Genomic DNA, 25,685 nt, shown 5'->3' with positions numbered 1-25,685 from the left:
ACCATCCCTTTTGTTTTATTATGTGGACGATTTGAGTAAATCACAATGCTACATTGTATACGTTGACCCAAATGGAATTGCTGAGAAATGAGTTAGATATATACCATGATGTACAACATGCACAGGATGATGATATGGCAAGAAAAGGTGGTGATTGTGCTGCATAGCTTGATAAACTGCATGGATCGTTGCCTGTGCTCCAGCTGCTGTAATCGCTGATGCAACTTGCCTTCCGTTGTCAAAATAATGATTTATCACAATCATTCATCTCACTTTTGTATGCATAATCAGATTACCTTTTACATGTTATGTCTATATCTCCAAGGAAGTGTTTCATTCCATGAAGATAAAAATTAATTATTTCATATCTAAATATTGATGCTGGAAAATACACATTCTGATTGCATTATGATAGTTACCATCGACGAAAAATTCATCTTGTAACTCACCTTCAATTATAAAACCGACTTTTTTGTAAATATGCGTAGCTTTTTCATTTTTTTTATCTACTACTAAATAAAGTTTGTGCATATTTAATACTGAAAAAGCGTAATCCATCGCTAAACGAGTTGCACACGCTGCATAACCATAACCTTGATACTTTGGATCGATGATAATTTGAAATTCTGTTCTTCGATGAATATAATCGATCTCCACTAACTCAACTAATCCAACCATATTATTATCTTTTTCCACTATAAAACGACGTTCACTTTGATCATGAATATGCTTATCATATAAATCCTGCAACTCCACAAAAGCTTCATACGGTTCTTCAAACCAATAAGACATAATATGTGCATTGTTATTAAGCTCATGAACAAATTTCAAATCTTCTCGTTCTAAAGGGCGTAGTTTCAGTTCTTGACTCATTTTCTTACCCCCAAAGATAAAATAATTTCTCCGTTTAGTTTCTCAATTTTTTTCATTTCAAAACGCTCCTTTACAGCTCTCTACTCACATTCTAAACCTTAAAGTAACTTAAAGGTCAAGGGGGAGTAACTATGCGTTTGTTCTCTTTTTCTGACTAAATTTATAAAAAATAGTGCAAACCAACCCTCGGTTTGCACTATTTTTTTACATATTTTATAGATTTGTTTTCATATACCGTACAAAATCATATTTAGTGTTTCTTCAAATCCCTCATATTAGATATATATAAAGCAATTACTAAAATGAGAATAGCTCCTGCATATAATAATGTTTCAAGTGGTTCTTCATGAGAAACAATAATTAATCGAATTAAAGCCGTAATTCCTATGTAAATAAAATATCGTAATGGAAAATGGTAATTTGATTTAAAATATTTAATAATTAATGCAATAAACTCAAAGTATAAAAAGTAAACAATAATACTTTCAACTAATTTATAAGATGTGTATTTTTTTGCTGAAAATATGTATTGTATAAATGTGATTGTTTCATTAATTAAAAAGATAGATAGAACAATGGATAATATGATAAGAGCTGTATTTAATATCCATTGTAAAACACTGGCAATAAATTCATCAACATTAAATGATCGCATTTCTTCTAGCACTCCCCTTGTAGATAAATCATACTTGTACATTATAGCAAAACTGTCCTACTAGACAAAAGAACCGTAAAGAGAATCCATTTCGTTCCCCCTTACGGTTATTCATGTTACAAACACGATTGAAGTTACTCTCACTCTTTTATAAAGGATTTCCATCGTCTATACTGGTGTACTTTCTTTTATTGGCTTAGGAATGTTTACTAAGTTAATCAGACTCTTGTTCTGTAATAGCTTTCCATCCGACAGCTGTTATACCAGCCTCTAAACTTAAGCGACTCACTATTTTTTCAATAAGCGCAGCTTTTTTTGAATCACAATGTAAAAGTGCTTGTACAACTACTTTTTTGCCATCTTCAATGTCTTCACTAAACAATTCTTTCAGACCAATTCCTTCTGTATGAACCATATGCATTAACAAGACTCTAATATGAGACTCATCTTTATCTAAACAGGTTGCTGATAACATGTAGCTCATATCTTCTTGCTGTTGATCTCGGGACTTTTTGTTCATAAACAATGCCACAGGTCGAAGGAAAATGTTTGCTAAAATAACCCCGAAAGCACCAATAATACCCACTTCTAAAAACCCAGCCCCAACAAGAGTACCAACTGCTGCAGCACACCATAACGTAGCAGCTGTATTTAATCCACGAATACTAAAACCATCTCGAATAATGACTCCACCGCCAAGAAAACCAATTCCACTTACAACCTGAGCAGCGATACGTGTAGGGCTTCCTTCTCCTGAAGTCATAACAGATAATAAAACAAACAAACAAGCTCCTAATGACACGAGAGCATTCGTGCGTAATCCAGCCATACGGTGCCGCCATTGCCGCTCCGTTCCAATACAAGCTCCAGCAAATATAGCAACAAGTAAACGGATTACAATATCTTGCCATGCCATATCTTTCACCTCCAACTATCTATACATAGAGAAAGGAGGACTGCAAAAGTAACCTCCTTTTTCATTCCATATTACTTTTTAACGATTATATGGTATAAAACGTTTCGCCACTTATTTTTGGTTTTAACATTGATTTTAATGGGAATTGCGCTTCTCCATTCACAATAGAAATATGCAATAGGAGTTCATGTTCAAAGTGCATATTTCTCACCTTCTTTCTGATAAAATTTCTGTTAAATCAGATTTACATGTCTAGAAAAGAAGATGTTATAACCAACTATGAAATTTTTTAATATATAATTGCTTAAGAAATTGCGTTAATACAGCATATCCTGCTAAAATTCCTACTAACCATGGAAAATAGCTAAGTGGAAGTGGCTGTAACCCCACAGCAGCCCCTAGTGGGGAAAACGGAACGTAAATACCAATAGCCATAATGAGTGCTGTTAATAATAGGACCGGAATAGCGGCCGTACTTTGGATAAATGGAATCTTTTGTGTTCGAATCATATGCACAATCAACGTTTGCGTAAGTAATCCCACTACAAACCAGCCGGATTGGAACAAGGATTGTTCTGCAACCGTATTGGCACCAAACACATTCCACATCACAATAAATGTTGTAATATCAAAGATTGAACTAATAGGACCAATACAGATAATGAAATTACGCAAATTTGAAGTGTTCCATTTTCTAGGCTTCTCTAAGAACTCTTTATCCATCTTATCCCATGGAATAGAAAGCTGCGATAAATCATATAACAAGTTTTGAATTAACAAATGAATAGCTAACATCGGAAGAAACGGAATAAATGCACTCGCTACTAATACGCTAAATACGTTTCCAAAATTAGAGCTTGCCGTCATTTTAATATATTTCAAAATATTCCCGAATGTTGTACGCCCTTCAATAATACCTTCTTCCAGTACATTCAGACTTTTTTCAAGCAAGATAATATCAGATGATTCTTTCGCGATATCTGTCGCTGTATCAACAGATATACCCACATCTGCATCGCGAAGTGCAACCGCATCATTAATACCATCACCCATGTAACCTACAGTATGACCATTTGCTTGCAATGCTTTAATGACACGTGACTTTTGCATTGGATTTAATTTCGCAAATACAGTTGTTCTTTCTGCTAATTTTGCTAATGCCTTTTCCGGTAAATGATCAATTTCATAACCAAGTACAGGTTCCCCTATATCCAATCCTACTTCTTTACATACTTTGAGCGTTACAATTTCATTGTCACCAGTTAAAATCTTAACCTGTACGCCTTGTTCTTGTAATGTTCGAATTGCAGACGCTGCGGATGGTTTTGGAGGATCTAAAAATCCAATATATCCTGCGAAAATCATATCTGATTCATCTTGAATAGAATAAGCTTTCTCATCATTAGATGCTTCAAGCTTATAAGCCACTGCAATTACACGCATGCCGTCCTCATTTAATTGTTCACTAAGATACTTAACCTTACTCTTTACTTCTTTCGTAAGAGGAAGTATTTCATCATGAATATCCGTATGTGTACAAATAGATAAAATTTCTTCTACCGCACCCTTACAAACCATTAAGTTCATCTTGCTCGTATCTTTAACAACTACGGACATACGGCGCCTAGCAAAGTCAAACGGGATTTCATCTACTTTATGAAATTCCTTTGTATCTAATTGATGTTTCTCTTCTGTATGCTGAATAACCGCTTTATCGATAAGGTTTTTTAATCCCGTTTGATAAAAACTATTTAGATAGGCTAGTTGTAATACACTTTTACATTGGTTTCCTGTTGGATCAAGATGACGGACTAATACGACTTTATCTTCAGTCAATGTTCCTGTTTTGTCTGTACAAAGAACATCCATTGCCCCAAGGTTTTGAATTGAATTTAGCTGTTTCACAATTACTTTCTTTTTAGACATTTGCACAGCGCCTCTAGCTAAATTTGCCGTTACAATCATCGGAAGCATTTCCGGTGTTAATCCTACAGCAACTGCAATCGCAAAGAAGAACGCTTCCTTCCAATCACCTTTTGAAATCCCATTAATAAAAAATACAATAGGCGTCATGACAAGCATAAATTTAATTAACAGCCAACTTACTTTATTAACGCCTTTATCAAAGCTTGTTTCCGGACGTTTACCAATTACACTCTTTGCCAATGAGCCAAAATAACTATTTGCGCCTGTTGATACAACAACAGCAATTGCAGTTCCACTTACGATATTTGTTCCCATAAAACATAAATTATCCATTTCAAGCGGATCGCCATTTCTTTTCGCATTAATATTCGAATTATGGAAATCTTCGTATTTTTCAACAGGCAAAGCTTCTCCAGTTAGAGCAGATTGGTTTACAAATAAATCTTTAGCTGAAAGAATGCGAACATCAGCTGGAACAATATCACCCGCAGAAAGCATGATAATATCACCAGGTACAAGTTCTTCAATAGGAAGTTCCCGTGTATGATTGTTATTGATATCCGCTTTTTTATCCATGTTATGTTTGAATTCTTTCGTTCTCAAAACAGTAGCTGTCGTACGAACCATTGCCTTTAATTTTTCTGCTGCTTGTTGAGAACGGAATTCTTGCAAGAAACGAATGGTAGCACTTAAGACAACCATGACCGTTACAACTATAGTTCCCTTCATATCATCAGTGAAGAAAGACAAGATTCCTAAAGCTAACAATACAAAGATGAATGGATTTTTAAATGATAGCAGCAATTGAACGTACCATGCTGGCGGCTTTTCATGTGCTACTTCATTTTTTCCATGTATATCAATACGTCTTTCAGCTTCTTTTTCAGAAAGACCGTTTGGCGTTGTTTCTAAAAAAGCTAATGCGGATTGAACATCTGTTGTAGCAACTTCTACTAATATTTCATTGTTTTGCTTAATTACTTCTTGATTATGAGAAGTTTGTTTGTTTCGTTTTGGTGTACCTTCATTTGTTTGATACATGTCTGTTTGGACATGTTCAAGTTGTTTTTTTTCACGTAACATCGGTAGTTTCCCCCTTTATACACGCAGGAGGAAATTCATTGTTTCTCGACTATCTATTTTTTTAGAGAGGGAGGAACAATTCGTTTCCTACCTACATGATGAAATATAAATGTTAAACATATGGGTATCGGGCTCGGTTCTCCAAGTGCCATCGTTCCCCACCTCCTTATCCGAATCATTTTTCTTGGATATGCTATGTTAAGATTGAGAGAAAGGTGTATTATTCCAACAAAAAAGGCCTTTACTCATAGACGAGTAAAGGCCTGAATATACACAAAATAAACACACTGATACCACCGCTAGTTCAAGCAGTCCATATCAGAATAATCGCACCTCTCCCTCGTCGAGCTTTAGCACTGTATAGCATAGGTTCAAACCAGCTACGTTAAAAAAGGCCTTCATTCCGACCTTTCCTGTTGACCCATTGGCGTCTCTCGACATTTTTGGGCAGCAGCGTTTCTCTATACAGGAGCCTCACCTAACAGAGTCATATTTAATTTTCATACATAATATACCCCCGCTAAAGAAAGGTGTCAATCGTTTTTTTATTTAATTTTAAATCATATAACAATTCAGTTTGATGTAAATATGATGCGAATCTTTGAAAAATCCATACAAATTTCTAACAGCATGGAAGGTAGCCTTTCCTTAACAAAAATACAACTATATAAATACAAATTGAAAATCGACATAAAACCTTTCTTTTTAGGTGGGAGAGAGAATCCGGCCATGCATAGCAGCGGTCAGATCCTTTTCCTGCTCCATGCCAAATGAAAACAAAGAGAGCAAACGAGTGCAGTTCACTTTTTCTTCTTCATGGCCGCGACTTATATGCCGGAAAATCAAAATGGATATATATATAGTATAAAAAACTTATTGATAGACTTCGCATTCGAGAGTACAGTCTTCACGTGCTAATCGATACTAGAATGAGAGTTCCCGTACAATAAAAAGGAAGCATAAGATTGCCGTAAATCATAGTTTTTTAAAAATTATTCTTGGGAATTTCGAAGCAAAACATTGCCATAAATACACTATTTTTATACAGTTAGCTGAGAAGCACTATTTCATTTTACCCCCCATTCTCTTAATACTTTTTTATGAAACAACCTTTGGTCAAAACCCAACCTTTATTTCAAATTTATTAGTAGATGATACAACTTCATGCCCAATTTCTACAATGAATGACTGTGTTAAATTAGTAGAATTGGCAAACAAAGTGGTTAATTTTTAAGAATTACAATATCGAATAAGAAGGTGTTAAAATGTCTAGCCATGCCAACTTACAGATAAAAAGCTATATTCATTCTCTTGAAAAACAGAGGACATTATACAAAAGAACCTTACTCATTGTTAGTATGTCTCAAATTTTTGGAGGAGCAGGTTTAGCCGCTGGGATAACGGTAGGTGCTCTTCTTGCTCAACAAATGCTTCAGACGGAAGCCTTTGCTGGATTACCAGCTGCTCTTTTCACCTTAGGTTCAGCAGGAGCTGCTTTATTAGTTGGGAGACTCACCCAGAGATTTGGTCGGCGTGTTGGTTTATTCACAGGCTTCTTAGTGGGAGGAATAGGAGCCCTTGGCGTAGTTATCTCCGCAATACTTAATAGTGTTTTTCTTTTATTTATTTCACTATTTATTTATGGGGCGGGGACAGCAACAAATTTACAAGCTCGATATGCTGGAACAGACTTGGCGAATAATAACCAGCGTGGGGCAGCTGTAAGTATAGCGATGGTATCTACAACATTTGGTGCCGTAGCTGGTCCTAATTTAGTCGAAGTTATGGGAGATTTTGCTCTTTCAATTGGTGTACCTGCCCTAGCAGGACCCTTTATTTTAGCTGGAGTGGCCTTTATATTAGCAGGGCTAGTCCTCTTCATTTTACTTAGACCAGATCCATTTGTTATTGCACAAGCTATTGAATCTTATAACAAAGAAAACAAAAAAGAAGACAAAACTTTTATCGTGAATCATGCAAGTAATAATAAGGGAATTATCCTGGGAGCAACCATTATGATTCTGACACAATTAATCATGGTTGCCATTATGACGATGACCCCTGTTCATATGGGGCATCATGGACATAGTATGGGAGCAATAGGACTTGTGATTGGTATTCATGTAGGGGCTATGTATCTTCCATCACTATTTACAGGTTATTTGATTGATAAAGTTGGAAGAATATCAATGGCAATTGCATCTGCAATGACTTTACTAGCTGCAGGTTTAGTTGGAGCATTGGGATCAGGCGAGAGTATGATTTCTTTAATTATTGCACTTTCTTTACTTGGTTTAGGATGGAACCTCGGCTTAATAAGTGGCACAACTTTAATTGTTGACCATACGCACTCTTCTAATCGAGCAAAAATTCAAGGTACAGCGGACGTTTTTATTGCCTTAGCAGGTGCGTCTGGAGGAGCTATGTCTGGGATGATCGTTGCAAATTCAAGCTACACGACATTATCATTAGTTGGTGGTCTGTTTTCACTGCTCTTAGTACCTGTAATTTTATGGTCTCGTAAAGCCAGATAATATCCTAATAAAAATCACCTTTTAGTCAAACTAAAAAGGTGATTTTTTGTGAAACTATATTAGAATTTTCTAAATTATAATTAATGAATATCATGTTTTTTGAAATTACCGCCCTTTACTTCTGCTACGTCATATACCGTAACAAAGGCATTTCCATCAATTTCATGAATGATTTCTTTCATTTTACTCTCTTCTAAACGGTTAATGACACAAGTAATTTCTTTAAATTGTTCATTTGAATAACCGCCGTAAACTTCGTTATACGTTGCACTTCGACCTAAGCGATCTCGAATTGTCTCTACCATTAATTCAGGTTCCTTTGTGATAATTTTAAATGTTTTAGAACCACTTAAACCTACTTCAACGATGTGAATTACTTTAGAAGCAATAAAGTAAGCAATTGCTGAAAGAATAGCCCCTTGAAGACCAAATACTGTTGAGACAACAATAAAAACAAACATGTTTAAAAATAAGATGAGATCACTTGTCCCAAAAGGTAATTTCCGAGAAAGTAATACGGCTAACATATCAATTCCATCTAATGCGCCACCATTACGCAATGCTAACCCCATACCAAAACCGATGATAATTCCCCCAACAACGGTAATTAGCAATGTGTCACCTTCAATAATAGTTGGTACTTGGTGCATAAGAACCGTACCGATTGCTAGTGAAGCAATACCGATAATCGAATAAATAGCAAAATTCCTACCAATTTGCTTATACCCTAACCAAACAAAAGGGATGTTAATGACTGCAATTAGAACTCCTAATGGTAATCCAAATAGTTGTGAGCTAACAATACTTAAACCCGTCACACCACCGTCTGAAACGTTGTTTGGGATTAATACCGCTTCTAGTCCATATGCTGTTATAAATGCTCCAATAATAATCATTAATATCCGTAAAATGATTTTTAGTTTATTGGGCTTGTGTTTTTTGATTGTACTCATATAACTCCTCCGTTTCACACTATTTTCTCTTTTCATTACTACACATTTTTGAATCAGCTAGACTCATTCCTAATAACTATTCTAACATATTCCCATCAGAATACTTATGAAACCTTTGCCTCTTTAAGTAGAATTCCTTACAATCTCTTCTAAAATGTAAAAAAGATATCCAATTTTCTTTTAAGCTGTTATTCAACAAAATGCCCCGATTGCAGAATGACAGAACAGGCATATTTTTAAATAACTTTATTGTTAATCATCTGTTTGTAACCTAACAAGGTAATTGTTTTCAGCAAAAAACCTCTTTATGTTCAAAGAGGTTTTTTGCTGTACATATACTAATATTTATTTTACGCCCATCTTTTCTTTAACTTTTTCTGGGAGTTCATCTTTCTTTATTTCTTCCCAGGATGTTACACCTTTTTTAGTGGCCGCTAACTTGATCTACATGTGCAATGTGTTTCCGTCCAAAAGCAACAACCAGCATGGCTAAGAATACAAATACAGCGCCAATTACGAAAGGAACATGTGGAGTATACGTTTCAGCAAGCTTATTTGCCAGCCAAGGTCCGATCGCTCCGCCGATGAAACGAACGAAGCTGTATGCTGCAGAGGCCGTAGCGCGCTCTACTGGTGCAACCTGCATAACCGCTGTAGTGATCAATGTATTATTCGTTCCCAAGAATAGGCCTGCGATGATAACGGAAACAATAATAACTGTTCTTGATTCTGTCCAAATTCCCATTGCCAAAAGAGTTAATGCAAACAAGCTTAACATCGCGCACATTGATTTAACCGTTCCAAATCTGGCTTGAAGCTTCGGAGCAACAAAGACGGATGTGATAGCGAGACAAATTCCCCATCCAAGGAACACATATCCCAATCCATGCTCATCCAATCCCATGACGAATGGAGCGTATGCCATTAACGTGAAAAATCCGATGTTATAAAGGAATGCTGTAACCCCAAGTCTTAATAATCCAGGGAATTTCAATGCTTTGATCGGATCAAGGATAGAGCTTTTTACTTTCGGCTTTGCAACCTGAGGCATTTTTAATAAAAGAGCAAAAAAAGCGATGATCATTAGCACGCTTACCCCATAGAACGGGCCGCGCCAAGAAATAGAGCCTAATTCTCCGCCAAGCAGCGGGCCTACGGAAATACCAAGCCCGATGGCTGCTTCATACAAAATGATTGCTTTGGTGGTTCCGCCTACAGATAAACTTACTATCGCAGACAACGCTGTGGCAATAAATAATGAGTTACCAAGTCCCCATCCGCCTCGGAAAGCGACAATTTGCCATATTCCGTTTGAAGAACCCGCCAGTGCCGAAAAGACGATGATAAATAGAATGCCGGTCAATAAAGTCCATTTAATGCCAATCCTGCTGGAGACAACGCCAGTGATCAGCATCGCAATCCCAGTGATCAAGTTATAGCTTGAAAATAGTAAGGAAACCTGGCTTGGAGTAGCATGAAGTTTTTCTGCAATCGCAGGTAAAATAGGATCGACAAGTCCTAAGCCCATGAAAGAAATGATTGCGGCAAAAAAGATAACCCAAACGACAAGCGGCTGTTTGGCCGATTGGTTTTGGGCACTAAGTGAATATTCTTGATTTGAATTCATCCATTATAAACTCCTTTATATATGGTTTTGAGGCGAGTTCAATCTACTGTTTACAGTTCCCTGATTGATATCCCCTTTATATTGGAAAAGCTATGATTGCAATTTCGTTGCAAATATTAGTATAAAACTTTTTAACCTTAACGTCAACGTTAATTGAAATGGACAAAAGAATGATTTCATTAATAACTCCCTCTTCATCGTTAGCGTAAACCGTTTGTTTTTTCTGAAAAATCTCTAGTTGTAGTATAATAGTCTTGAGCTTAAAAGCTCCATCCTGTTAGTGTAATAGTAAAAAATAAAGAAATATGGGAGCGAAATGATGGACGGAATAAAAATAGATGACGTAGCAAAGCAAAGCGGTTTAACGAAACGAACCATCAGATATTACGAACAAATCGGGCTGCTGCCTGCTCCCCCGCGAAGTGAAGGAGGCATAAGATTATACTCCCAGGAACATATTGACTTCCTGAAAAAAATCACAAATGCCAAAGAAGTAATGGGCTTTTCCCTTCAAGAGCTTCAGCAATTCATCGCGCTCAGCGACACGTTAGAGCTTCGCAAAGCGGATTACAGGCAAGTAAAAGGCACAAGTGAACAAACAGAAAAGTTAAGAAAAGTAGTACATACTATCGAAGAGCAGCTGAACTTGATCGAACAAAGAAAGAAAAACCTCTTAAAGGTCGAAGAAGATTTAGTCTCACTCAGGGATCGTGCGAAAGCAGCGCTGGTTCAATTTGAGGAAGCAGAATCTGTGCAAAAGGTGTGAGAAAAACGGACTTATTTTTGATAGTTTCATCTTGAAAATTACAGAACTTCTATTGGTTATTGCATTTTGTTTCTGATAAAAAAATCGCATATACGTGCATGAAATATACGGATAAAAACACCTTCTTTATTTGCAACATTCCTTATGATTAAGTTGAATTTTACTTCTTGTTCCTGCACAAAGGTGTTTTTTAGGGTAGGAAACACATCTCCATCAAGGTAAAGTAATTAAATACCCCCTGCCCATCAAGCTAATATTTTGAAATACCTCCAAAACAAAAATTTTATCCTTCACAGTTGTCTATTTTTTTGTTTTGGGGAACAATGAATTCTTAACTTGATGGCGATGTGGCGCTATCCCCAAATACTTTTCCTTATAATTTTTTAGAAGCATAACTTTGCCGTAAATAAAAAGAACCATAACCTTGCCGAAACGGCAAAATTATGGTTCAAATCACAATTAGGCTTTAATTAATGACTAATATTAGCAGTTGGGTATAATGTCGTTCCTCCAATTGAAACTTTTATTTCATTTGTTAATGGAACATTTTGTTCATTAATAATTGTTCTCCACCATTCCCATGCAAGACCTGTACATTCTCTCGCTAAGACTTTCACATTTTTTGAATTAGGTGGAAGTGGTATGACTGTAGAGAAATGAGCAGTTTTGTCTTTGTTGTTTCCTTCCCAAGTTTTATGGGTTAGTACTTCTTTTCCATTTTCATCATATGAGAATTCATCCCAAGATACATCAAATTGAGCAACATATGCACCATAATGATCAAGCGTCATTTTCGCACTAGAATATTCTGTAGATGTAGTCTCGATATAATCTGTATTGTTATGAACAGCAGCAGTTGAATTATCTTTTAAGAAAGAGCTTGTATATGAAATCGGGTATGCTGGATTTTTAGGACTTAATTCTGCATTATCTTTAATGATATTTCGTATTTCATCAAAATCTTTTGTAACAACCTTGTTATGCTCTTTTGCATCTCCGCCTAATACTACAGCAGTAAAGGTACTGTCTTCAAAAATATCTTTGTACTGTCCACTCGTTTCAACACTGTTATTCTTAAGTAAGGCTTTAAAGGCAGCTTGTACATCTTTGCTCTTAGAAGTTGTTTCTAATTTCACATAAATGGTTCTGCCGTAAGCTACATTTGACACCATAACAGGCGGAGCCGTATTACTTACCCCTTTACGAGTTAACTCTTCAAACGTAACACTATTATCAAACAGGTCTGATGGATTGTTAGGTAGTTCTGCACTTACGGTATAAAATATTTGCTTATATGCCGCAACCATCACTTTTTTCTCTCCATTTGCAACCGCATTAAAGTCAATATTCAGTCCATTATCAAGATATTTAGCGTTAACATTAAGAGCACTTGCTATCTGAGATTTACTATAAACCATAGATTCTGTATACTGCATTCTTGCAGGTAACGTATGTGCTGATGAATACTTTTCGTTCCAAGTAGATACTAAATCATCTACTGCTCCAGATACATTACTATATGTTGGATTTTGGACAGTTACTGTATTTTCTTTTCTCATGCCAGGTAAGTCTATACTAATATTCAAAGGTTTTCTCTTGGCCACTAATAAACTCGGCTGATTATCCGCAAAAGCTTTATTTGCAAGTTGTACTGCTCCTGGATAAGTACGATTAGTCATAGAATCAATAATCGAAATATCCACTGGTGAAGTTGTAAGTGATTTTTTCTGACGTTCAACTACTACAAATTTACCATTTGAATTTTTACCTTCTTTCGGCACAAAACTCTCTACTTTATCACCATTTACTGCTAAAATATCTCTACTATCATACTTTAAATTTGCTATGCCAGTATCTATGCCACTAGCATTTTTTGCTTGATCAGCTGAATTACCTGTTTGTGTTTCCGCGAAAGAAATAGATGAATAATTAATAGTGCATAAACTAACTAATAAACATGTTAGGAATTTTATTCCTTTGGTGTTTTTCTTAATTTTCAAAAAAATCAACTCCTACCTTCCTTTTTTTCGTATTAAAGTATGATAATTATTCATAAATAATTGCTAAATATTAAACTTACATAAATGCTTTTAAAAGTTCTTGAACTAATGGAAGTACTCCACCTACAAATTTTAAAATTGCCATTGCGATTGTCATATTATTTCCTCCTCTTTTGTTGTTACTAAGATGTGATTTATCTTTATGCCTCTATTATAGTAAGCGCTTACATTTTTATCAATACATTCTTATATGCAATATTACATACAAAAAAGAAGAAAATGAAAAAATAAGCTGAATTCCCATGAAAAGCTATAGAGAGATAAAATTTTCGTTTGGTGGATACTTAAAAATATTAGCTTGGTAAGTAAAACTTCTTAAAATTAGTTACTTGAAGAGGTAAAGCATTTCTTTGCATTTTATGAGTAATTTAAAAGTTTATTGTTGGAAGCATAAGTTGGCCACAAACTAAAAGAAGCATAAGTTGACCGTAACGGCCATCTTATGCTTCTTGTTACACACAAATGTGATTTAAAACATAATATTGTAACTCTTTAAATCATAAGCTTGTAAATGCATTTATAGCAGCATTTACAAGCTTCTTTTACTTTCCTTATTCCAATATTTATGACCGTAAACTAAATTTCGTTACTAACTTTCATTAAAATCATTCACTTTAGACAATTTTATGCTTTAAACACAAAATACTGCCATTATTATAGTTTAAACACAATAATTCATGTGAAAACAGGTCATATTAATTAGGTCTTAAAGGTAAATTTAATCCCTTAAGAGTTTCTCTCCATAGGTCTATAAAATCGTTATCAAATCCAATATTAAAATCCAATACCTCTTGAACCTTTCTCATGCTTGGATAAGTGCCATTATTATATAATAGATGTATTGTCTCAAATAACTTAATTTCTCTATTTTTCTTTAGAGTTATACTTCTTTTTGAGACAGCCTCTTTATTTTTTAACTTAATCTCTTCTAATAAATCATTAAAATGTATTTTTAAGGTCGGTCGTGTTACACCTAGTTCTTTACAAATATCAGTAATTGATACAGGCTCATTATTAATTCCCTCTAGAACTCTCTCGAGGAAAGCCTGAATGGCCTCAACATCAATTCTAACATTAGCTTTAAATAAAGTTTACGGAAATGATTCTATAAATATTCTACTAATTGACGACCCTGTCCAGACTATGGATGAGATAAACATGGCCTCTTTCGTTGAATTATTACGCAATGAATTTAGAGATAAACAAATATTTTTATCTACACACGAAGAAGATATTTCAAGATATATGAGATATAAATTTTCTAAGTATAACTTAAATACACTTCGTGTTAATGTTAAAGATAGATTACTTCTACCAACTGATAATTTTATTCTCATACAAATTGGCATAATCTACAAAAATATACAATTCTACTTTAGAATCATGTTCAAAGTATTTTAAGTATTAATATTAGCCATATGGCTGTAGTTGTTTTACTAAAATTGACACCAATATTTATGTACACTAAAGTTTTTAATTATTTTCATTCAACTTAAGAATTGCCCCAAAACAAAAAGTGAAAATTTCTCAATTTTATCGTTTTGAAGTAGTTTATTTTTTGTTAGCAATACCCCTAGATGTTCAGCGAATAGAAGTTCTTTCGCTACCTTGGTTATTTTACGAGTGGAAGGAATGGACTTTACCTTTGGTAGCAAAAATTTCACTGGCGTTAGCCAACTTGCCCTTTAGGAGTGGAAGTTTCAGGTTATTAATCTTTTGATTCTAACAACCTAATTCTTCTTTAATTTCTATCATTCGTTTTTTTCCCCAATCATACATCATTTCAACTATAGGTAGCAAAGTCATTCCGAGTTCAGTCATAGAGTATTCAACTTTTGGGGGAGACTCTGGGAACACTTCCCTGCGGATAATTCTATCTTCTGCAAGTTCACGTAATTGATTAGTTAATATTTTGTGAGATATTTTAGGGAAAAGTCTTTGAAGATCACTAAAACGATGTGGTCCTTCTACACCCAGGTGCCACAAAATAACTACTTTCCACTTCCCGCTAAGTACAGACAAAGTAAGTTCTTTTTCACAATTAAAATCACCATTTAATATCTTCTTTTTAATGTCTTCTCGTAATGTATCTGACATGTCTTCTTAACTCCTTATTTTCTTACGATAGTAACTTTTAGGTAACCTTCGTACAAAAAAGTTCGGTCTTCACAGTGTGAATAATCGAGGTTAAACTATATTTAATCTTAAAATTTTTTTTATTTAGAGGAGATAAACACACAATGAATAAAAACGCATTATTTATTATACCACCAGATCGCTTTAATGAAGATGAATTATTTCATCCAAAAGAAGTATTAGAAAATGCAGGAGTTAAAGTGACGATTGCAAGTACCAAAATTGGTGAAATTACAGGAGATAATCAAGGGAAGACAAAAGCAGAGGTTATTTTCTCTGAAGTTCCAGTAAATGATAACGATATTATAGCTGTTATTGGCGGTTCTGGCACTATAGATCATCTATGGGAAAATCAAACATTGATAAGTTATTTGAAGCAAGCTTATGAGCAGAAAATTCTTGTAACAGGAATTTGTGCTGGCTCTGTTGTAATAGCACAAACTGGTTTACTTTCCGGACGACAAGCAACATGTTATCCAGTAGATGTGATGATTAATGCATTGAAAGATAATAATGTAGAATATGTTGCACAACATGTTATTGCTCATAGTGATATTATAACAAGTGACGGTCCAGAGGGTGCTAAAGAGTTTGGGAAAAGCTTAGTTGAAGCACTAATCTAATTTTTATATTTAATTTTGAGCAATTTGTGCGGATCCCTTAGGAACTTACTTTCTAATGCTTCTTTAGATAGAGTGTTCTATTTTAAAAAAAAATTTTGGAATACTCAAAATAAAGATTCCGAGATGAAAAAGTACTCATTCATGAGTTTATCCAGCAACTAGCTATTTCAGTTGCTGGATAAATTCAATCAACACACTAAAGATGGTTGTATTTGTAGGGTTATTGCTAACAAACTACATAAATCAAAATAGTGCCTTCAATATGTTACAAAAGAACGAATGTCCTTGCTTTATTCGAAATTCATGGTAAGGATTACTTTATCTATGTTCATACCTAAGGTGATATTTTGTAAAAGGAATTTTTTAGAGAGAAGGTAACAGTATGTGTGGCTTTGTAGGTTGCTTATATGATAAACCTAGGGAACTTTCAACTGAGGATATTGTACAGTTTGAGATGATGAATTCAATGATTCTTCACCGTGGACCAGATGATGAAGGCTATTTCCGCGATGAACATGTACAATTTGGCTTCCGTCGCTTGAGCATTATTGACTTAAAGGCTGGCCATCAGCCATTGACATATGAAAATGAGCGATATGTGATTATTTTTAATGGCGAAATTTATAACTATGTAGAACTTCGAAATATGCTTTTGGAAAAAGGGGCTACATTTTCAACGCAATCAGATACAGAAGTACTAATTGCTTTATATGCAAAAATGAAGGAAAAGTGTGTAGATTACTTGCGTGGCATGTTTGCATTTGTAATTTGGGATCGTGAAGAAAAGCGTTTATTCGGTGCACGTGATCATTTTGGTATTAAACCATTGTTTATTGCACAAGAAGAAGAGATGATTTATTTTGCATCTGAAAAGAAAAGCATTCTTCATGCATTGAGGGATAAAGGTATAAACATTTCATCTTTACATCATTATTTTACTTATCAATATGCACCAGAACCACAATCTTTAAATAAGGAGATTAATAAGCTAGAGCCAGGACACTATTTTGTTAAAGAACCTGGGAAAGAAATTTCCTTCCATCGCTACTGGAAGCCATATTTTAATGCTTCTAATGTGTCAAAAGAGGGTCATATCAAAAAGATTCGTGATGTATTATATGATTCTGTAAAATTGCATATGCGAAGCGATGTTCCTGTTGGATCCTTTTTATCTGGCGGGATCGATTCCTCAATTGTTGTATCTATTGCAAAAGAGTTTAATCCTAATTTGCTTACATTCTCTGTAGGTTTTGAACATGAGGGTTTTAGTGAAATTGATGTGGCAAAGGAAACAGCAGACAAACTCAATGTGAAAAATCATAGCGTTCTTGTAACGCCAGAAGAATTTATGAATGAATTTCCAAAAATCATGTGGCATATGGACGATCCATTGGCGGATCCAGCCGCTGTTCCGTTATATTTTGTAGCAAAAGAAGCACGTAAGCATGTCAAAGTGGTTTTATCTGGTGAAGGGGCTGATGAATTATTCGGTGGTTATAATATTTATCGTGAACCGAATTCATTAAAGTTATTCCAGTATATTCCGTCATCAGGAAAACGCGCTCTAAAAGCGTTGAGTGGTGCATTACAAACAGGTTTCAAAGGAAAAAGCTTCATTGAACGTGGCTGTACACCTATCGAAGAGCGTTACTATGGAAATGCAAAAATCTTCAGAGAAAGTGAAAAAGAGGAGCTTATACAAAACTACAGTAATGCTGTAAACTACATGGATATAACCAAACCTTTGTACAATGAAATACGTTCTTATAATGATGTAAGCAAGATGCAATATATTGATATGTTTACCTGGTTGCGTGGTGATATACTTGTAAAGGCAGATCGAATGACATTGGCGCATTCCTTAGAACTTCGCGTTCCATTTTTAGATAAGGAAGTGTTCGATGTTGCATCAAAAATTCCAGATGATTTAAAAATTGCAAATGGAACAACAAAATTTCTTCTACGCGAAGCAGTAAAAGGCATTGTTCCGAATCATGTGTTAAAACGTAAAAAACTAGGGTTTCCTGTACCAATTCGTCATTGGTTAAAGAGTGAAATGTATGATTGGGCTGTAACTATTATTACAGAAAGTCAAACTGATCATTTAATTAATAAGCAATACGTTTTGAAATTGCTCGAAGCACACTGTATTGGAAAAGGGGATTATAGCCGTAAAATTTGGACAGTTTTATCATTTATGGTATGGCATCAAATTTATATAGAACATAAATTTGATACAAGTACATTTCAAGAAACTGTAAATCAATATATATAGACATATAAGGGAAATTCAAATTCCCAGCAAAAAATATTTTTAAACATATTAAAAAAACCTTCTTTCTCGGCTGTAGAAGCAAATTTACCTGGAATCCGGAATCCAATACACGAATCCGAGGAAAGTAGAAGATATACCTCATATTAAACAACTTTAAAGGGCAATACTACTTACAAACTGTAGTATTGCTCTTAGTTTTTTACATCAAAATGCAACGACTTTATTGTCTCTGTACACTTTCTGTATATTTCTACAAAAAGAATAGCGTTTTTTCGTTTTATGAATATAAATTTACTCTATCTTGATGAAAATTGCATTTAAAATACGTATTTTTTTAAAGAATCTCTGCAATAACGAATAGCCTCGTTATGCAGTGCGGTTGACTTCGCAATGAGATACACTTCCTGAGGATATAACAGATTTAAAGACTCATATGCAAGTTTATGAACCTTCTCTAAACCATCTGATGATTCAACGATTCGATCCGGAATAAATGCAATTCCTTGTCCGGATTTTACAAAATCTAGTAAAGTTTTACTGTGACCAACTTGTACAAAAGGTGTAAACGATTCACCGAATTCTCTAAAAAACCAATCATCAAAAGTTCTTCCCCAATCTAGATATACGATTGGATAGTTTATAATGTTATTCGAATTAAGTCTCTCATTGATATGAAAAGAAGAGGCACCATATAAGGAAAAACAATCATATCCCACTACTTCAATTTTAATATTATCATTTAATGGAGCATGATAAACTATTCCAATATCTATAGAACCATCTTTAACACCCTCCATTATTTGTGGAGAATGGTCTGTTATAAATTTAAAATGTATATTTCTAAAAACAGTATGTATATGTTCAACCCACTTAACTAAAACAGGATTCCATAAAGAATATGTTACCCCTAGACAAATTACTTTTTCTTTTGTTAGGTACTCTTTGGCAATTTCCTTTGTTTTCTCCATTATATATAACTGTCTCTCTAACAATGGTAATATTCTTTTTCCAAAATCAGAAAGTTCAACTTTTTTGTTTGAACGATAAAACAAAGGTTGTCCATAGTATCCTTCTAAATTTTTAATTCTTGTAGTAATTGTTGATTGAGTTACATGTAACTCATCAGCAGCTTTTGTAAAATGTCGATGATTTGCTACAGAAAGGAATGATTTAATTTGTTCATAGTCCAAAAATATCACCTCTTAATTCAAAAAATCAATTATTAGTATAGAATAATTCAATTAGACAATAATCAATAATCATTTTACACTAATTATTGAATAAAGAAATAGAAACGCAGTAAAACGAAATAAAATATTAATTATATTATTTGAAATTAGGAGATGGTTTACATTGAAATTAACTATTAAAAAAAATCCTAAAATAAATTATTTGCAATGCCTACGTTGTTATAACAACTATGATTTTGCTGATTTTTTTGAAGGCTGTCCAAGATGCTTGGCTGAAAATATGCCGTCAAGTTTAAAAATAATATATAAACAGGATGATACGACTTGTGCATTACCTTATAAATCTTACTTTTCTATGGGGGAAGGAAATACCCCATTGATTCCTATATTAATTGATAAAGAAGAATTTGGGGAAATTTTCATAAAATACGAAGGTCAAAACCCAACAGGCTCACATAAAGATAGAATGAGTTCTTTAATTGTAACAAGAGCTATTGAAACAGGATCCGAAGGTGTAGTTGTAGCATCTAGTGGAAACGCAGGAATTTCATTGGCAGCCTATGCGGCTTTCGGAGGTATAAAATGTATTGTAATTGCTTCGAAAAACTTAAATAATCGTATTCAATCATTACTTAAAGGTTATGGAGCAAACTTAATATTAACTGATACACCTGAAGAAAGATGGATTAAATTAAAGGAATATTCTGATAATGGATTTTACCCTGCCAGCAACTATTTAACACCTCCCGTTGGAAGTAATTTTATTGGAATTCAAGGTTATAAAACTATTGCCTATGAAATTTTGCAACAATTGCAAGGAAAAGTACCTACTAAAATCATTGTTCCAGTTTCTAGAGGGGACCTATTGTGGGGAATTTGGCAAGGTTTTAAAGAAATTACCCTAAATAAAAATACAATAAAACTTCCCAAAATGATAGCAGTTGAGCCCTTTCCACGTTTAACAAATGTATTAAATGGAGTTCACTATACAGAAGAATTTATTGGAGAAACTGGGTTGAAATCATTAGACGGAACAACGGTGACTTTCCAAGCTTTGAGTGCATTACAAGAATCTAATGGATTAGCAGCAGTAGTTACCGAAGAACAGGCAAAAAAAGATCAACAATTCCTATTAACAAAGGGTCTTTTTCTTGAAAATTCTTCGGCTACAGTAATCCATACGATAAATCAATTAAAGAATCAAAACCTCTTAAAAAAAGAAGACATCGTAATTGCTATGGGGACATCTTCAGGTTTTTTAGAAGTTTAAATTCATCCATCAAATTTAAATTTTGCAGAACCCCTTGAACAAAAAATGTACATTTTCACCTGGAGATGTACATTTTCTCGTTTTGGGTTTTGGGGTATTTGCTTTTATTAGCTTGATGGGCATGTATGGTGACCCCTGTATGAACTTTTAAGAAAAGTTTTTTATCCTTCTTTATTTCAAAACTACATTAAAGCATAATATTGTCACGTCAATTTTAAAGCATAAGAATGTAATTGTAACATTTTTATGCTTTAATCCACACACAATGTGACTTTACCCATAAAGTTGCCGCTAAAGGAAGCATAACTTTGCCGTGGATTAATTATTAACCCATAAGCTTGCCGTGAATTTTACAACAAGACAAATAAAAATACCTATTATCAGCATGAGGTATTTAATCTTACTATTTTATTCATTAGAACTTTTATACGACAAGTTCAGTAACTTTAACAATGGAATTTTAGTATACAGGCTTAATGATAAAAGTGCTTGTAGTGATATCCTTTGCTTTCTAAGCATAATTGCTTTTAGAGTCATAGGATGTATTCCTGCCGCTTTACAAAACTGGCGATGGTCACTTTGAAAAAGAATTGTTACATACTGTTCAAGCATTAAAGAGATCTCTTCTATTGTCGGAGGAACAATGTATGGAGCTACTTGTAACAATTCTCCTATACTTTTATTAATCCATTCATCTCTTTGAGTTATCTCATATTGCTTTTCCGAAAAATCATATTCTCTTTGTCCTAACCAATTACCACATGCATAACAATGACCCCCGAGACTGTCTAATAGCTACTTGTTCTCTCCTACATTTTGGATTAGGACACAAAGCTTCTAATTTTCTTTTATGCTTCAAACATACTGTGGCACAATCAAAATACCAAATAAATGGTTCATATATTTCTTCATCAACCTTCTTCCATTCATCAAGACAGTGGGGACACCACTTCTTATGAAAATTATATAAATTCTGAGAATATACAACTTCCTTCCAAGTTAGCATCGTCATGTACTTAAAACCTTTTTGTAACGTTAACAGTTCTAAGGATTCAGCAATTATCGATGTACTTTTTGCCATACTATAATAAGAAGTCTGATTGATAAAACTTCCCTGTTGAGGTTCTTTAGAAAGTAAGTTACGCTTCTCTGGATGCAAAAAAATAATATGAGAAACAAGGGTTCTTAATTTAACATTATGCGCATCAGCAAGTCTTTTAAGATAACTATTTAAGCATTCAACCATTGGAGTACCAATATTTATAGGTTTTATAGGATAGAAATAACTAACTGTTGGCTTTTTAGATATATCCATATTTTCAGCCTTCCATATAATCTTGTTTACCTACAGGATCTCTTTTTGGATTACGTATTCCTACCTTACGCCCTCTAGTCGCAACTGTTTTTTCCGCTTGCTTTTTCTCTCGATTACCCTTGCTTTGATTTTTAGCTAATAAACCTATATATCCATTTCCATATATCTGTTGAGCCTCTTTGTAGTCTTTTACCCACTGTCTCAAAGTTCTTTCAGAAACTTCACTACTAGGTATTTTTTCATTATTTAATTTTCGCTTAACTACATTTATTTTTCTATTAGCCCTTGCCAACTCTTCTGGTCCCATTTCTAATATATTTTCTATAAAGGGCGCATATTTTCTACTCTCCTCTTTTTCATTTTTGAGATCTATCCTACCGTTATTCAGCAACTCTATAAAATGTATTTTAGGTAATTCTAATACCCCATTTTCATCCGAATAAAGCGAGATGGATTGAAAACCTACATTTACAATCCTCCAAAGAATTCCGTCCCACATAACTGTCGCATTAACATCTATTGTTACAGCTGTTACAGGATGAATATTTTCAGTTTTTGTTGAATTAATACTTTCAAATGCCTTACTACGCTGTTCACTCAAAAAAATCGGTACATCATTAGAATTGGCAATTATATATTTCATCAGGTCCACATATATTTCATTCTTCACAATCAATGTATATACATCATCAGCATTTGTTGTTTTTAAAGAAGCCAGCAGTTCGGATAATTTCATTCCTAAATTCGAAGAAAGAATATTAATGATTTCTTTTTTCTTGTCTTCTGGTACTGTATAATCTCCATTCTTGAGATACGCCTCTAGAAATATAAGATTTCTGTGCACATTTATATCCATTTCAGCCGATGATCGAACAACAAAATCCAAACCTAATTGATTGGCTGCAATTTCTGCAGGTGGACATCTCCAGTTCCCATCTTCATCTTTTAAGTACCTTACTGGATCTTTTTCTGAAAGCTTAATTAGTTGTTCTTCGGTTTTCCATTCCTCAATCTGTGCACCATCTTTTCTTAATACTAAAAAATCTGGATTATAATAAAAAGATATTCTCTTACCATTTTCACGAGAATAATCTAACTTTAAGGTAATAGGTTGATCATAATATTCGAGTACATCATCATCATATTCCATTAGGTACATAGCAACTAGTTCAACTGTATAACTCTCGTATTGAATAGACATCCCCATTTTCTTACTTGGGTATTTCCCAGATACGTTTTTCTTCGAACTCCTAACACTACGAGAAGGCGGTGATGTCCGGATTTTTTGAATTGTACTAACCGCCTCTTTGGTAAAATCCAACAAAATACACCAGCTTTGAAACTCCTGTTCACTGAACATGACTTACCTCCTATCATTAGAAAATTCATTTTGCATCAATACATTTAAATACTCTCTTAACTTCTTATCTTTAAGTAACCCTGGCTTATGGGCAATTTCTTCTATCTTTCTTCTACTCGGATACACACCGTTCTTTCCTAGAACTTCAACACAGTTATCAATTATTAAGCAATTATCTTCATAAGCCTGTTTTGTTCGTCTTTTAATAAATTCTTTATTCTTTGCAGAAATAATCTTGCATAGGTCTGGAAAATGTTCGTAAAGCGTCCTTTTAGGGTAGCCTATCAACTTAGCTAATTCAGTCATAGATATAATATGTTCTGAATTGCTGGCATACTTCTCGAGCATAGCCAATGCTCGAGTGTGATCAAATCTGATTTCTCTTGTACCTTGATTCCGTGAAGCAAGCTCTGTATTCAAGGTAATTAGAGTTTTATTTTTATTTGTACTGATATCTTGGGTGTAGAAATAAACCGGTGAAATATCAAATAAGCTACATATTTCAAAAATCCTAGGAAGGGGTGGTAAAACTTTTCCTTTACACCAATCCCAAAGAGTCGTTTTTGCTAAGTTTAAGTTTTTCGCAAACCTTTGTAGATTCCCATCTTCATAAATTTCAACAAGGTAATTTAAATTTCTAATGATTTGTTGTCTATTTCCTGAAACCGATATTTCTTCTTTATGATTTATAAATTGTTCCGCCATTAAAGTTATTTTAGGATTATTATCCAGGTTATATAAATCTGGATCACTATCTTTTTCTATACCGAGCCATGTATTGTAATATACACAGTATCCGTTTTGACTTTTCCTGTGTAAAATAGGGAGATTTTTATTGCAAGAAGGACAATATATTTCTAAGCTGCATTTATGCTTAAGGCATACCTTAACTACCTCAAGCTGCCACAATAATGGATTATAATAACTTTCTTCATTATTCATTTGTTCTTCATAACATAATGGACACCAAGATAAATGATTCTTTAGTAAATACCGCGATGGAATTACGTCCTTTAATCCCATTAATGTCAATTGATCTAAATGCTTTACTCCTGTTAGATCTTCTAAAACAGTTACCATGTCTACAGCATTTTTTTCAAAAGTATTAATTGTTCGGGCACCATCGTAAAATCTATTCCCTCCCCTTTTAACACTGTTGATAAAAAATTCTTTATCAAGTATTGGTGCAACGATATAAGAAAGTAACGAGGACGGATAAACTTTATGTACTTCTGATAACCTAATCAAGTAACTTGTTAAGCATTCCATATAAGGACTCCCTACTCCCATAGGTTTGACTCCATATAATTGACTTCTTTTTGAATATGCATAATGCAATTTCAACACCGCACTTTTTAAGTTGTCCTATTATAAATATAGACACTGATTTCTGGACTTAAACCTTATGTTTTTTAACATAAAATAGATTTTAAGTAACAATACAGTTTTTACGTTTACAATAAAGTTGTTTCTGTAGTGCTTAAAGAAAAAATATACTCAAATTAAAAGATTACATGCTACTGAATTAAGTCTTTAATTATTGCTGTAAGATAAATAATAATGAATTAAAAAAGTTGTTGTTTTATACTAGAAAGAAGGGGAGTTTTACGGAGGGAATCAAAAATGGAAGTAAAAAAGCAATTGGTGATATGTACTTATTGGCAGAGTCCAAAAGATTCCAGTGTTTATATCAATATGTCTACATCACTAAAATGGCAATGTTCAAAAGGACATATTTGGAAGGCGAAACCCACTGGGATTAGCAACGGAAATGGATGCTCTGAATGCTATTGATTTTATAGAAAAAAGAGATGAAAACCTAGGTAGTATTACAAAAGTAAAAACTTAGATTTTTAGTGTTGCCTTGAAATAAAGTTTAATTAAAAACAACTTACAGATCCTTATTCTACAGAAAATAAAAATAAATTCATTTTAAAAAAAGTCTAATCAAAACAAATTTAGAATTTTTTAATTGAAAAGATAAAGCATCGAATCTTTTATAAATTATCAAGACCTAAATCTAAAAAATGGATAGGCTACACTGAACTAGACAAAAAAATTAAGGTCAAGTAGACTACAACTAATATATTTGAGGAGAATCTACTATGACGAAAAATAAAAGA

General features: G+C 33.9%; 18 protein-coding genes, 1 pseudogene and 1 riboswitch. Of the genes and pseudogenes, 5 read left to right on the top strand and 14 right to left on the bottom strand.

Translation table 11 applies throughout. From position 1 onward, the window contains the following. Positions 1-48: 48 nt before the first annotated feature. From ACIQ7L_RS15605 to mgtA, 5 genes are all read right to left on the bottom strand, one after another. On the bottom strand, positions 49-264 hold the full coding sequence (locus ACIQ7L_RS15605) for a DUF3947 family protein (RefSeq protein WP_400570446.1): 216 nt from the start codon (positions 262-264) through the stop codon (positions 49-51). Between the two features lie 93 nt (positions 265-357). Beyond that, positions 358-873 carry a spermidine N1-acetyltransferase gene (gene speG, locus ACIQ7L_RS15600; RefSeq protein ID WP_400570445.1) on the bottom strand — a complete coding sequence of 172 codons (516 nt, stop codon included), beginning with the start codon at positions 871-873 and terminating at the stop codon, positions 358-360. A gap of 250 nt (positions 874-1,123) precedes the next feature. Next, positions 1,124-1,528, bottom strand: coding sequence for a phosphate-starvation-inducible protein PsiE (gene psiE / locus ACIQ7L_RS15595; RefSeq protein ID WP_097897419.1), 405 nt, complete (start codon positions 1,526-1,528; stop codon positions 1,124-1,126). A 214-nt stretch (positions 1,529-1,742) separates the two neighbouring features. Then, on the bottom strand, positions 1,743-2,444 hold the full coding sequence (locus tag ACIQ7L_RS15590) for an MgtC/SapB family protein (RefSeq protein ID WP_400570444.1): 702 nt from the start codon (positions 2,442-2,444) through the stop codon (positions 1,743-1,745). A 267-nt stretch (positions 2,445-2,711) separates the two neighbouring features. Beyond that, on the bottom strand, positions 2,712-5,411 hold the full coding sequence (mgtA, locus tag ACIQ7L_RS15585; protein WP_400570591.1) for a magnesium-translocating P-type ATPase: 2,700 nt from the start codon (positions 5,409-5,411) through the stop codon (positions 2,712-2,714). Positions 5,412-5,780: 369 nt separating this feature from the next. Beyond that, positions 5,781-5,946, bottom strand: a riboswitch (M-box (ykoK) riboswitch). A 772-nt stretch (positions 5,947-6,718) separates the two neighbouring features. Between mgtA and ACIQ7L_RS15580 the strand changes: the two genes are divergently transcribed. Then, the gene (locus ACIQ7L_RS15580; protein ID WP_400570443.1) at positions 6,719-7,987 is read left to right on the top strand and encodes an MFS transporter; all 1,269 of its coding nucleotides are present in this window, start codon (positions 6,719-6,721) and stop codon (positions 7,985-7,987) included. 80 nt (positions 7,988-8,067) lie between these two features. On the opposite strand, the gene ACIQ7L_RS15575 is transcribed toward ACIQ7L_RS15580, so the two are convergent. The 3 genes and pseudogenes from ACIQ7L_RS15575 to ACIQ7L_RS15570 all read right to left on the bottom strand — a co-directional run bounded on the left by ACIQ7L_RS15575 (position 8,068) and on the right by ACIQ7L_RS15570 (position 10,567). Beyond that, positions 8,068-8,940 (bottom strand): YitT family protein, encoded by an 873-nt coding sequence (locus ACIQ7L_RS15575; protein WP_400570442.1) that lies wholly within the window; start codon positions 8,938-8,940, stop codon positions 8,068-8,070. A 345-nt stretch (positions 8,941-9,285) separates the two neighbouring features. Next, positions 9,286-9,366, bottom strand: a pseudogene (locus tag ACIQ7L_RS28170) (YxeA family protein); the annotation flags it as partial. After that, positions 9,365-10,567 (bottom strand): MFS transporter, encoded by a 1,203-nt coding sequence (locus ACIQ7L_RS15570; RefSeq protein WP_400570441.1) that lies wholly within the window; start codon positions 10,565-10,567, stop codon positions 9,365-9,367. The gene ACIQ7L_RS15570 and the pseudogene ACIQ7L_RS28170, both read right to left, overlap by 2 nt. A 319-nt stretch (positions 10,568-10,886) precedes the next feature. Between ACIQ7L_RS15570 and ACIQ7L_RS15565 the strand changes: the two genes are divergently transcribed. Then, positions 10,887-11,333 (top strand): MerR family transcriptional regulator, encoded by a 447-nt coding sequence (locus ACIQ7L_RS15565; RefSeq protein ID WP_400570440.1) that lies wholly within the window; start codon positions 10,887-10,889, stop codon positions 11,331-11,333. 470 nt (positions 11,334-11,803) lie between these two features. On the opposite strand, the gene ACIQ7L_RS15560 is transcribed toward ACIQ7L_RS15565, so the two are convergent. Together ACIQ7L_RS15560 and ACIQ7L_RS15555 are read right to left on the bottom strand one after the other, a co-directional pair. Next, entirely contained in the window at positions 11,804-13,342 is a 1,539-nt protein-coding gene (locus ACIQ7L_RS15560; RefSeq protein WP_400570439.1) for a thiol-activated cytolysin family protein, read from the bottom strand. 1,773 nt (positions 13,343-15,115) lie between these two features. Next, complete coding sequence (locus ACIQ7L_RS15555; RefSeq protein ID WP_400570438.1) at positions 15,116-15,490, bottom strand: winged helix-turn-helix transcriptional regulator; 375 nt, start codon at positions 15,488-15,490, stop codon at positions 15,116-15,118. Between the two features lie 143 nt (positions 15,491-15,633). Between ACIQ7L_RS15555 and ACIQ7L_RS15550 the strand changes: the two genes are divergently transcribed. Together ACIQ7L_RS15550 and asnB are read left to right on the top strand one after the other, a co-directional pair. After that, positions 15,634-16,152: a DJ-1/PfpI family protein gene (locus ACIQ7L_RS15550; RefSeq protein ID WP_400570437.1), complete on the top strand. Its 519-nt coding sequence runs from the start codon at positions 15,634-15,636 to the stop codon at positions 16,150-16,152. A 382-nt stretch (positions 16,153-16,534) separates the two neighbouring features. Next, on the top strand, positions 16,535-18,427 hold the full coding sequence (gene asnB, locus ACIQ7L_RS15545) for an asparagine synthase (glutamine-hydrolyzing) (protein ID WP_400570436.1): 1,893 nt from the start codon (positions 16,535-16,537) through the stop codon (positions 18,425-18,427). A 317-nt stretch (positions 18,428-18,744) separates the two neighbouring features. Here asnB and ACIQ7L_RS15540 read toward each other — a convergent pair whose 3' ends face one another. Beyond that, entirely contained in the window at positions 18,745-19,617 is an 873-nt protein-coding gene (locus ACIQ7L_RS15540; RefSeq protein WP_400570435.1) for a LysR family transcriptional regulator, read from the bottom strand. A 163-nt stretch (positions 19,618-19,780) separates the two neighbouring features. Here ACIQ7L_RS15540 and ACIQ7L_RS15535 point away from each other — a divergent pair, with 163 nt between their 5' ends. Then, on the top strand, positions 19,781-20,887 hold the full coding sequence (locus ACIQ7L_RS15535; RefSeq protein WP_400570434.1) for a pyridoxal-phosphate dependent enzyme: 1,107 nt from the start codon (positions 19,781-19,783) through the stop codon (positions 20,885-20,887). A 754-nt stretch (positions 20,888-21,641) separates the two neighbouring features. Here ACIQ7L_RS15535 and ACIQ7L_RS15530 read toward each other — a convergent pair. Genes ACIQ7L_RS15530 through ACIQ7L_RS15520 form a run of 3 tightly spaced genes read right to left on the bottom strand, consistent with a single transcriptional unit; the run spans position 21,642 to position 24,852 of the window. Further along, positions 21,642-22,202, bottom strand: coding sequence for a TniQ family protein (locus ACIQ7L_RS15530; RefSeq protein ID WP_400570433.1), 561 nt, complete (start codon positions 22,200-22,202; stop codon positions 21,642-21,644). Between the two features lie 4 nt (positions 22,203-22,206). After that, positions 22,207-23,562: a TnsA endonuclease N-terminal domain-containing protein gene (locus ACIQ7L_RS15525; protein ID WP_400570432.1), complete on the bottom strand. Its 1,356-nt coding sequence runs from the start codon at positions 23,560-23,562 to the stop codon at positions 22,207-22,209. Positions 23,563-23,565: 3 nt separating this feature from the next. Next, the gene (locus tag ACIQ7L_RS15520) at positions 23,566-24,852 is read right to left on the bottom strand and encodes a TniQ family protein (RefSeq protein ID WP_400570431.1); all 1,287 of its coding nucleotides are present in this window, start codon (positions 24,850-24,852) and stop codon (positions 23,566-23,568) included. Between the last annotated feature and the right edge of the window lie 833 nt (positions 24,853-25,685).

Origin of the sequence: Bacillus sp. NPDC094106 (assembly GCF_044764345.1) — a bacterium.
Classification (GTDB): domain Bacteria; phylum Bacillota; class Bacilli; order Bacillales; family Bacillaceae_G; genus Bacillus_A.
Note: the sequence above shows the minus strand (reverse complement) of the source record. Positions and strands in the feature narration are given on the sequence as shown.

Coding starts and splice junctions, on each gene's coding strand:
- ACIQ7L_RS15605 (WP_400570446.1), bottom strand. CDS start 264: ATGATTGTGATAAATCATTATTTTGACAACGGAAGGCAAGTTGCATCA.
- speG (WP_400570445.1), bottom strand. CDS start 873: ATGAGTCAAGAACTGAAACTACGCCCTTTAGAACGAGAAGATTTGAAA.
- psiE (WP_097897419.1), bottom strand. CDS start 1,528: ATGCGATCATTTAATGTTGATGAATTTATTGCCAGTGTTTTACAATGG.
- ACIQ7L_RS15590 (WP_400570444.1), bottom strand. CDS start 2,444: ATGGCATGGCAAGATATTGTAATCCGTTTACTTGTTGCTATATTTGCT.
- mgtA (WP_400570591.1), bottom strand. CDS start 5,411: ATGTATCAAACAAATGAAGGTACACCAAAACGAAACAAACAAACTTCT.
- ACIQ7L_RS15580 (WP_400570443.1), top strand. CDS start 6,719: ATGTCTAGCCATGCCAACTTACAGATAAAAAGCTATATTCATTCTCTT.
- ACIQ7L_RS15575 (WP_400570442.1), bottom strand. CDS start 8,940: ATGAGTACAATCAAAAAACACAAGCCCAATAAACTAAAAATCATTTTA.
- ACIQ7L_RS15570 (WP_400570441.1), bottom strand. CDS start 10,567: ATGAATTCAAATCAAGAATATTCACTTAGTGCCCAAAACCAATCGGCC.
- ACIQ7L_RS15565 (WP_400570440.1), top strand. CDS start 10,887: ATGGACGGAATAAAAATAGATGACGTAGCAAAGCAAAGCGGTTTAACG.
- ACIQ7L_RS15555 (WP_400570438.1), bottom strand. CDS start 15,490: ATGTCAGATACATTACGAGAAGACATTAAAAAGAAGATATTAAATGGT.
- ACIQ7L_RS15550 (WP_400570437.1), top strand. CDS start 15,634: ATGAATAAAAACGCATTATTTATTATACCACCAGATCGCTTTAATGAA.
- asnB (WP_400570436.1), top strand. CDS start 16,535: ATGTGTGGCTTTGTAGGTTGCTTATATGATAAACCTAGGGAACTTTCA.
- ACIQ7L_RS15530 (WP_400570433.1), bottom strand. CDS start 22,202: ATGGATATATCTAAAAAGCCAACAGTTAGTTATTTCTATCCTATAAAA.
- ACIQ7L_RS15525 (WP_400570432.1), bottom strand. CDS start 23,562: ATGTTCAGTGAACAGGAGTTTCAAAGCTGGTGTATTTTGTTGGATTTT.
- ACIQ7L_RS15520 (WP_400570431.1), bottom strand. CDS start 24,852: ATGGGAGTAGGGAGTCCTTATATGGAATGCTTAACAAGTTACTTGATT.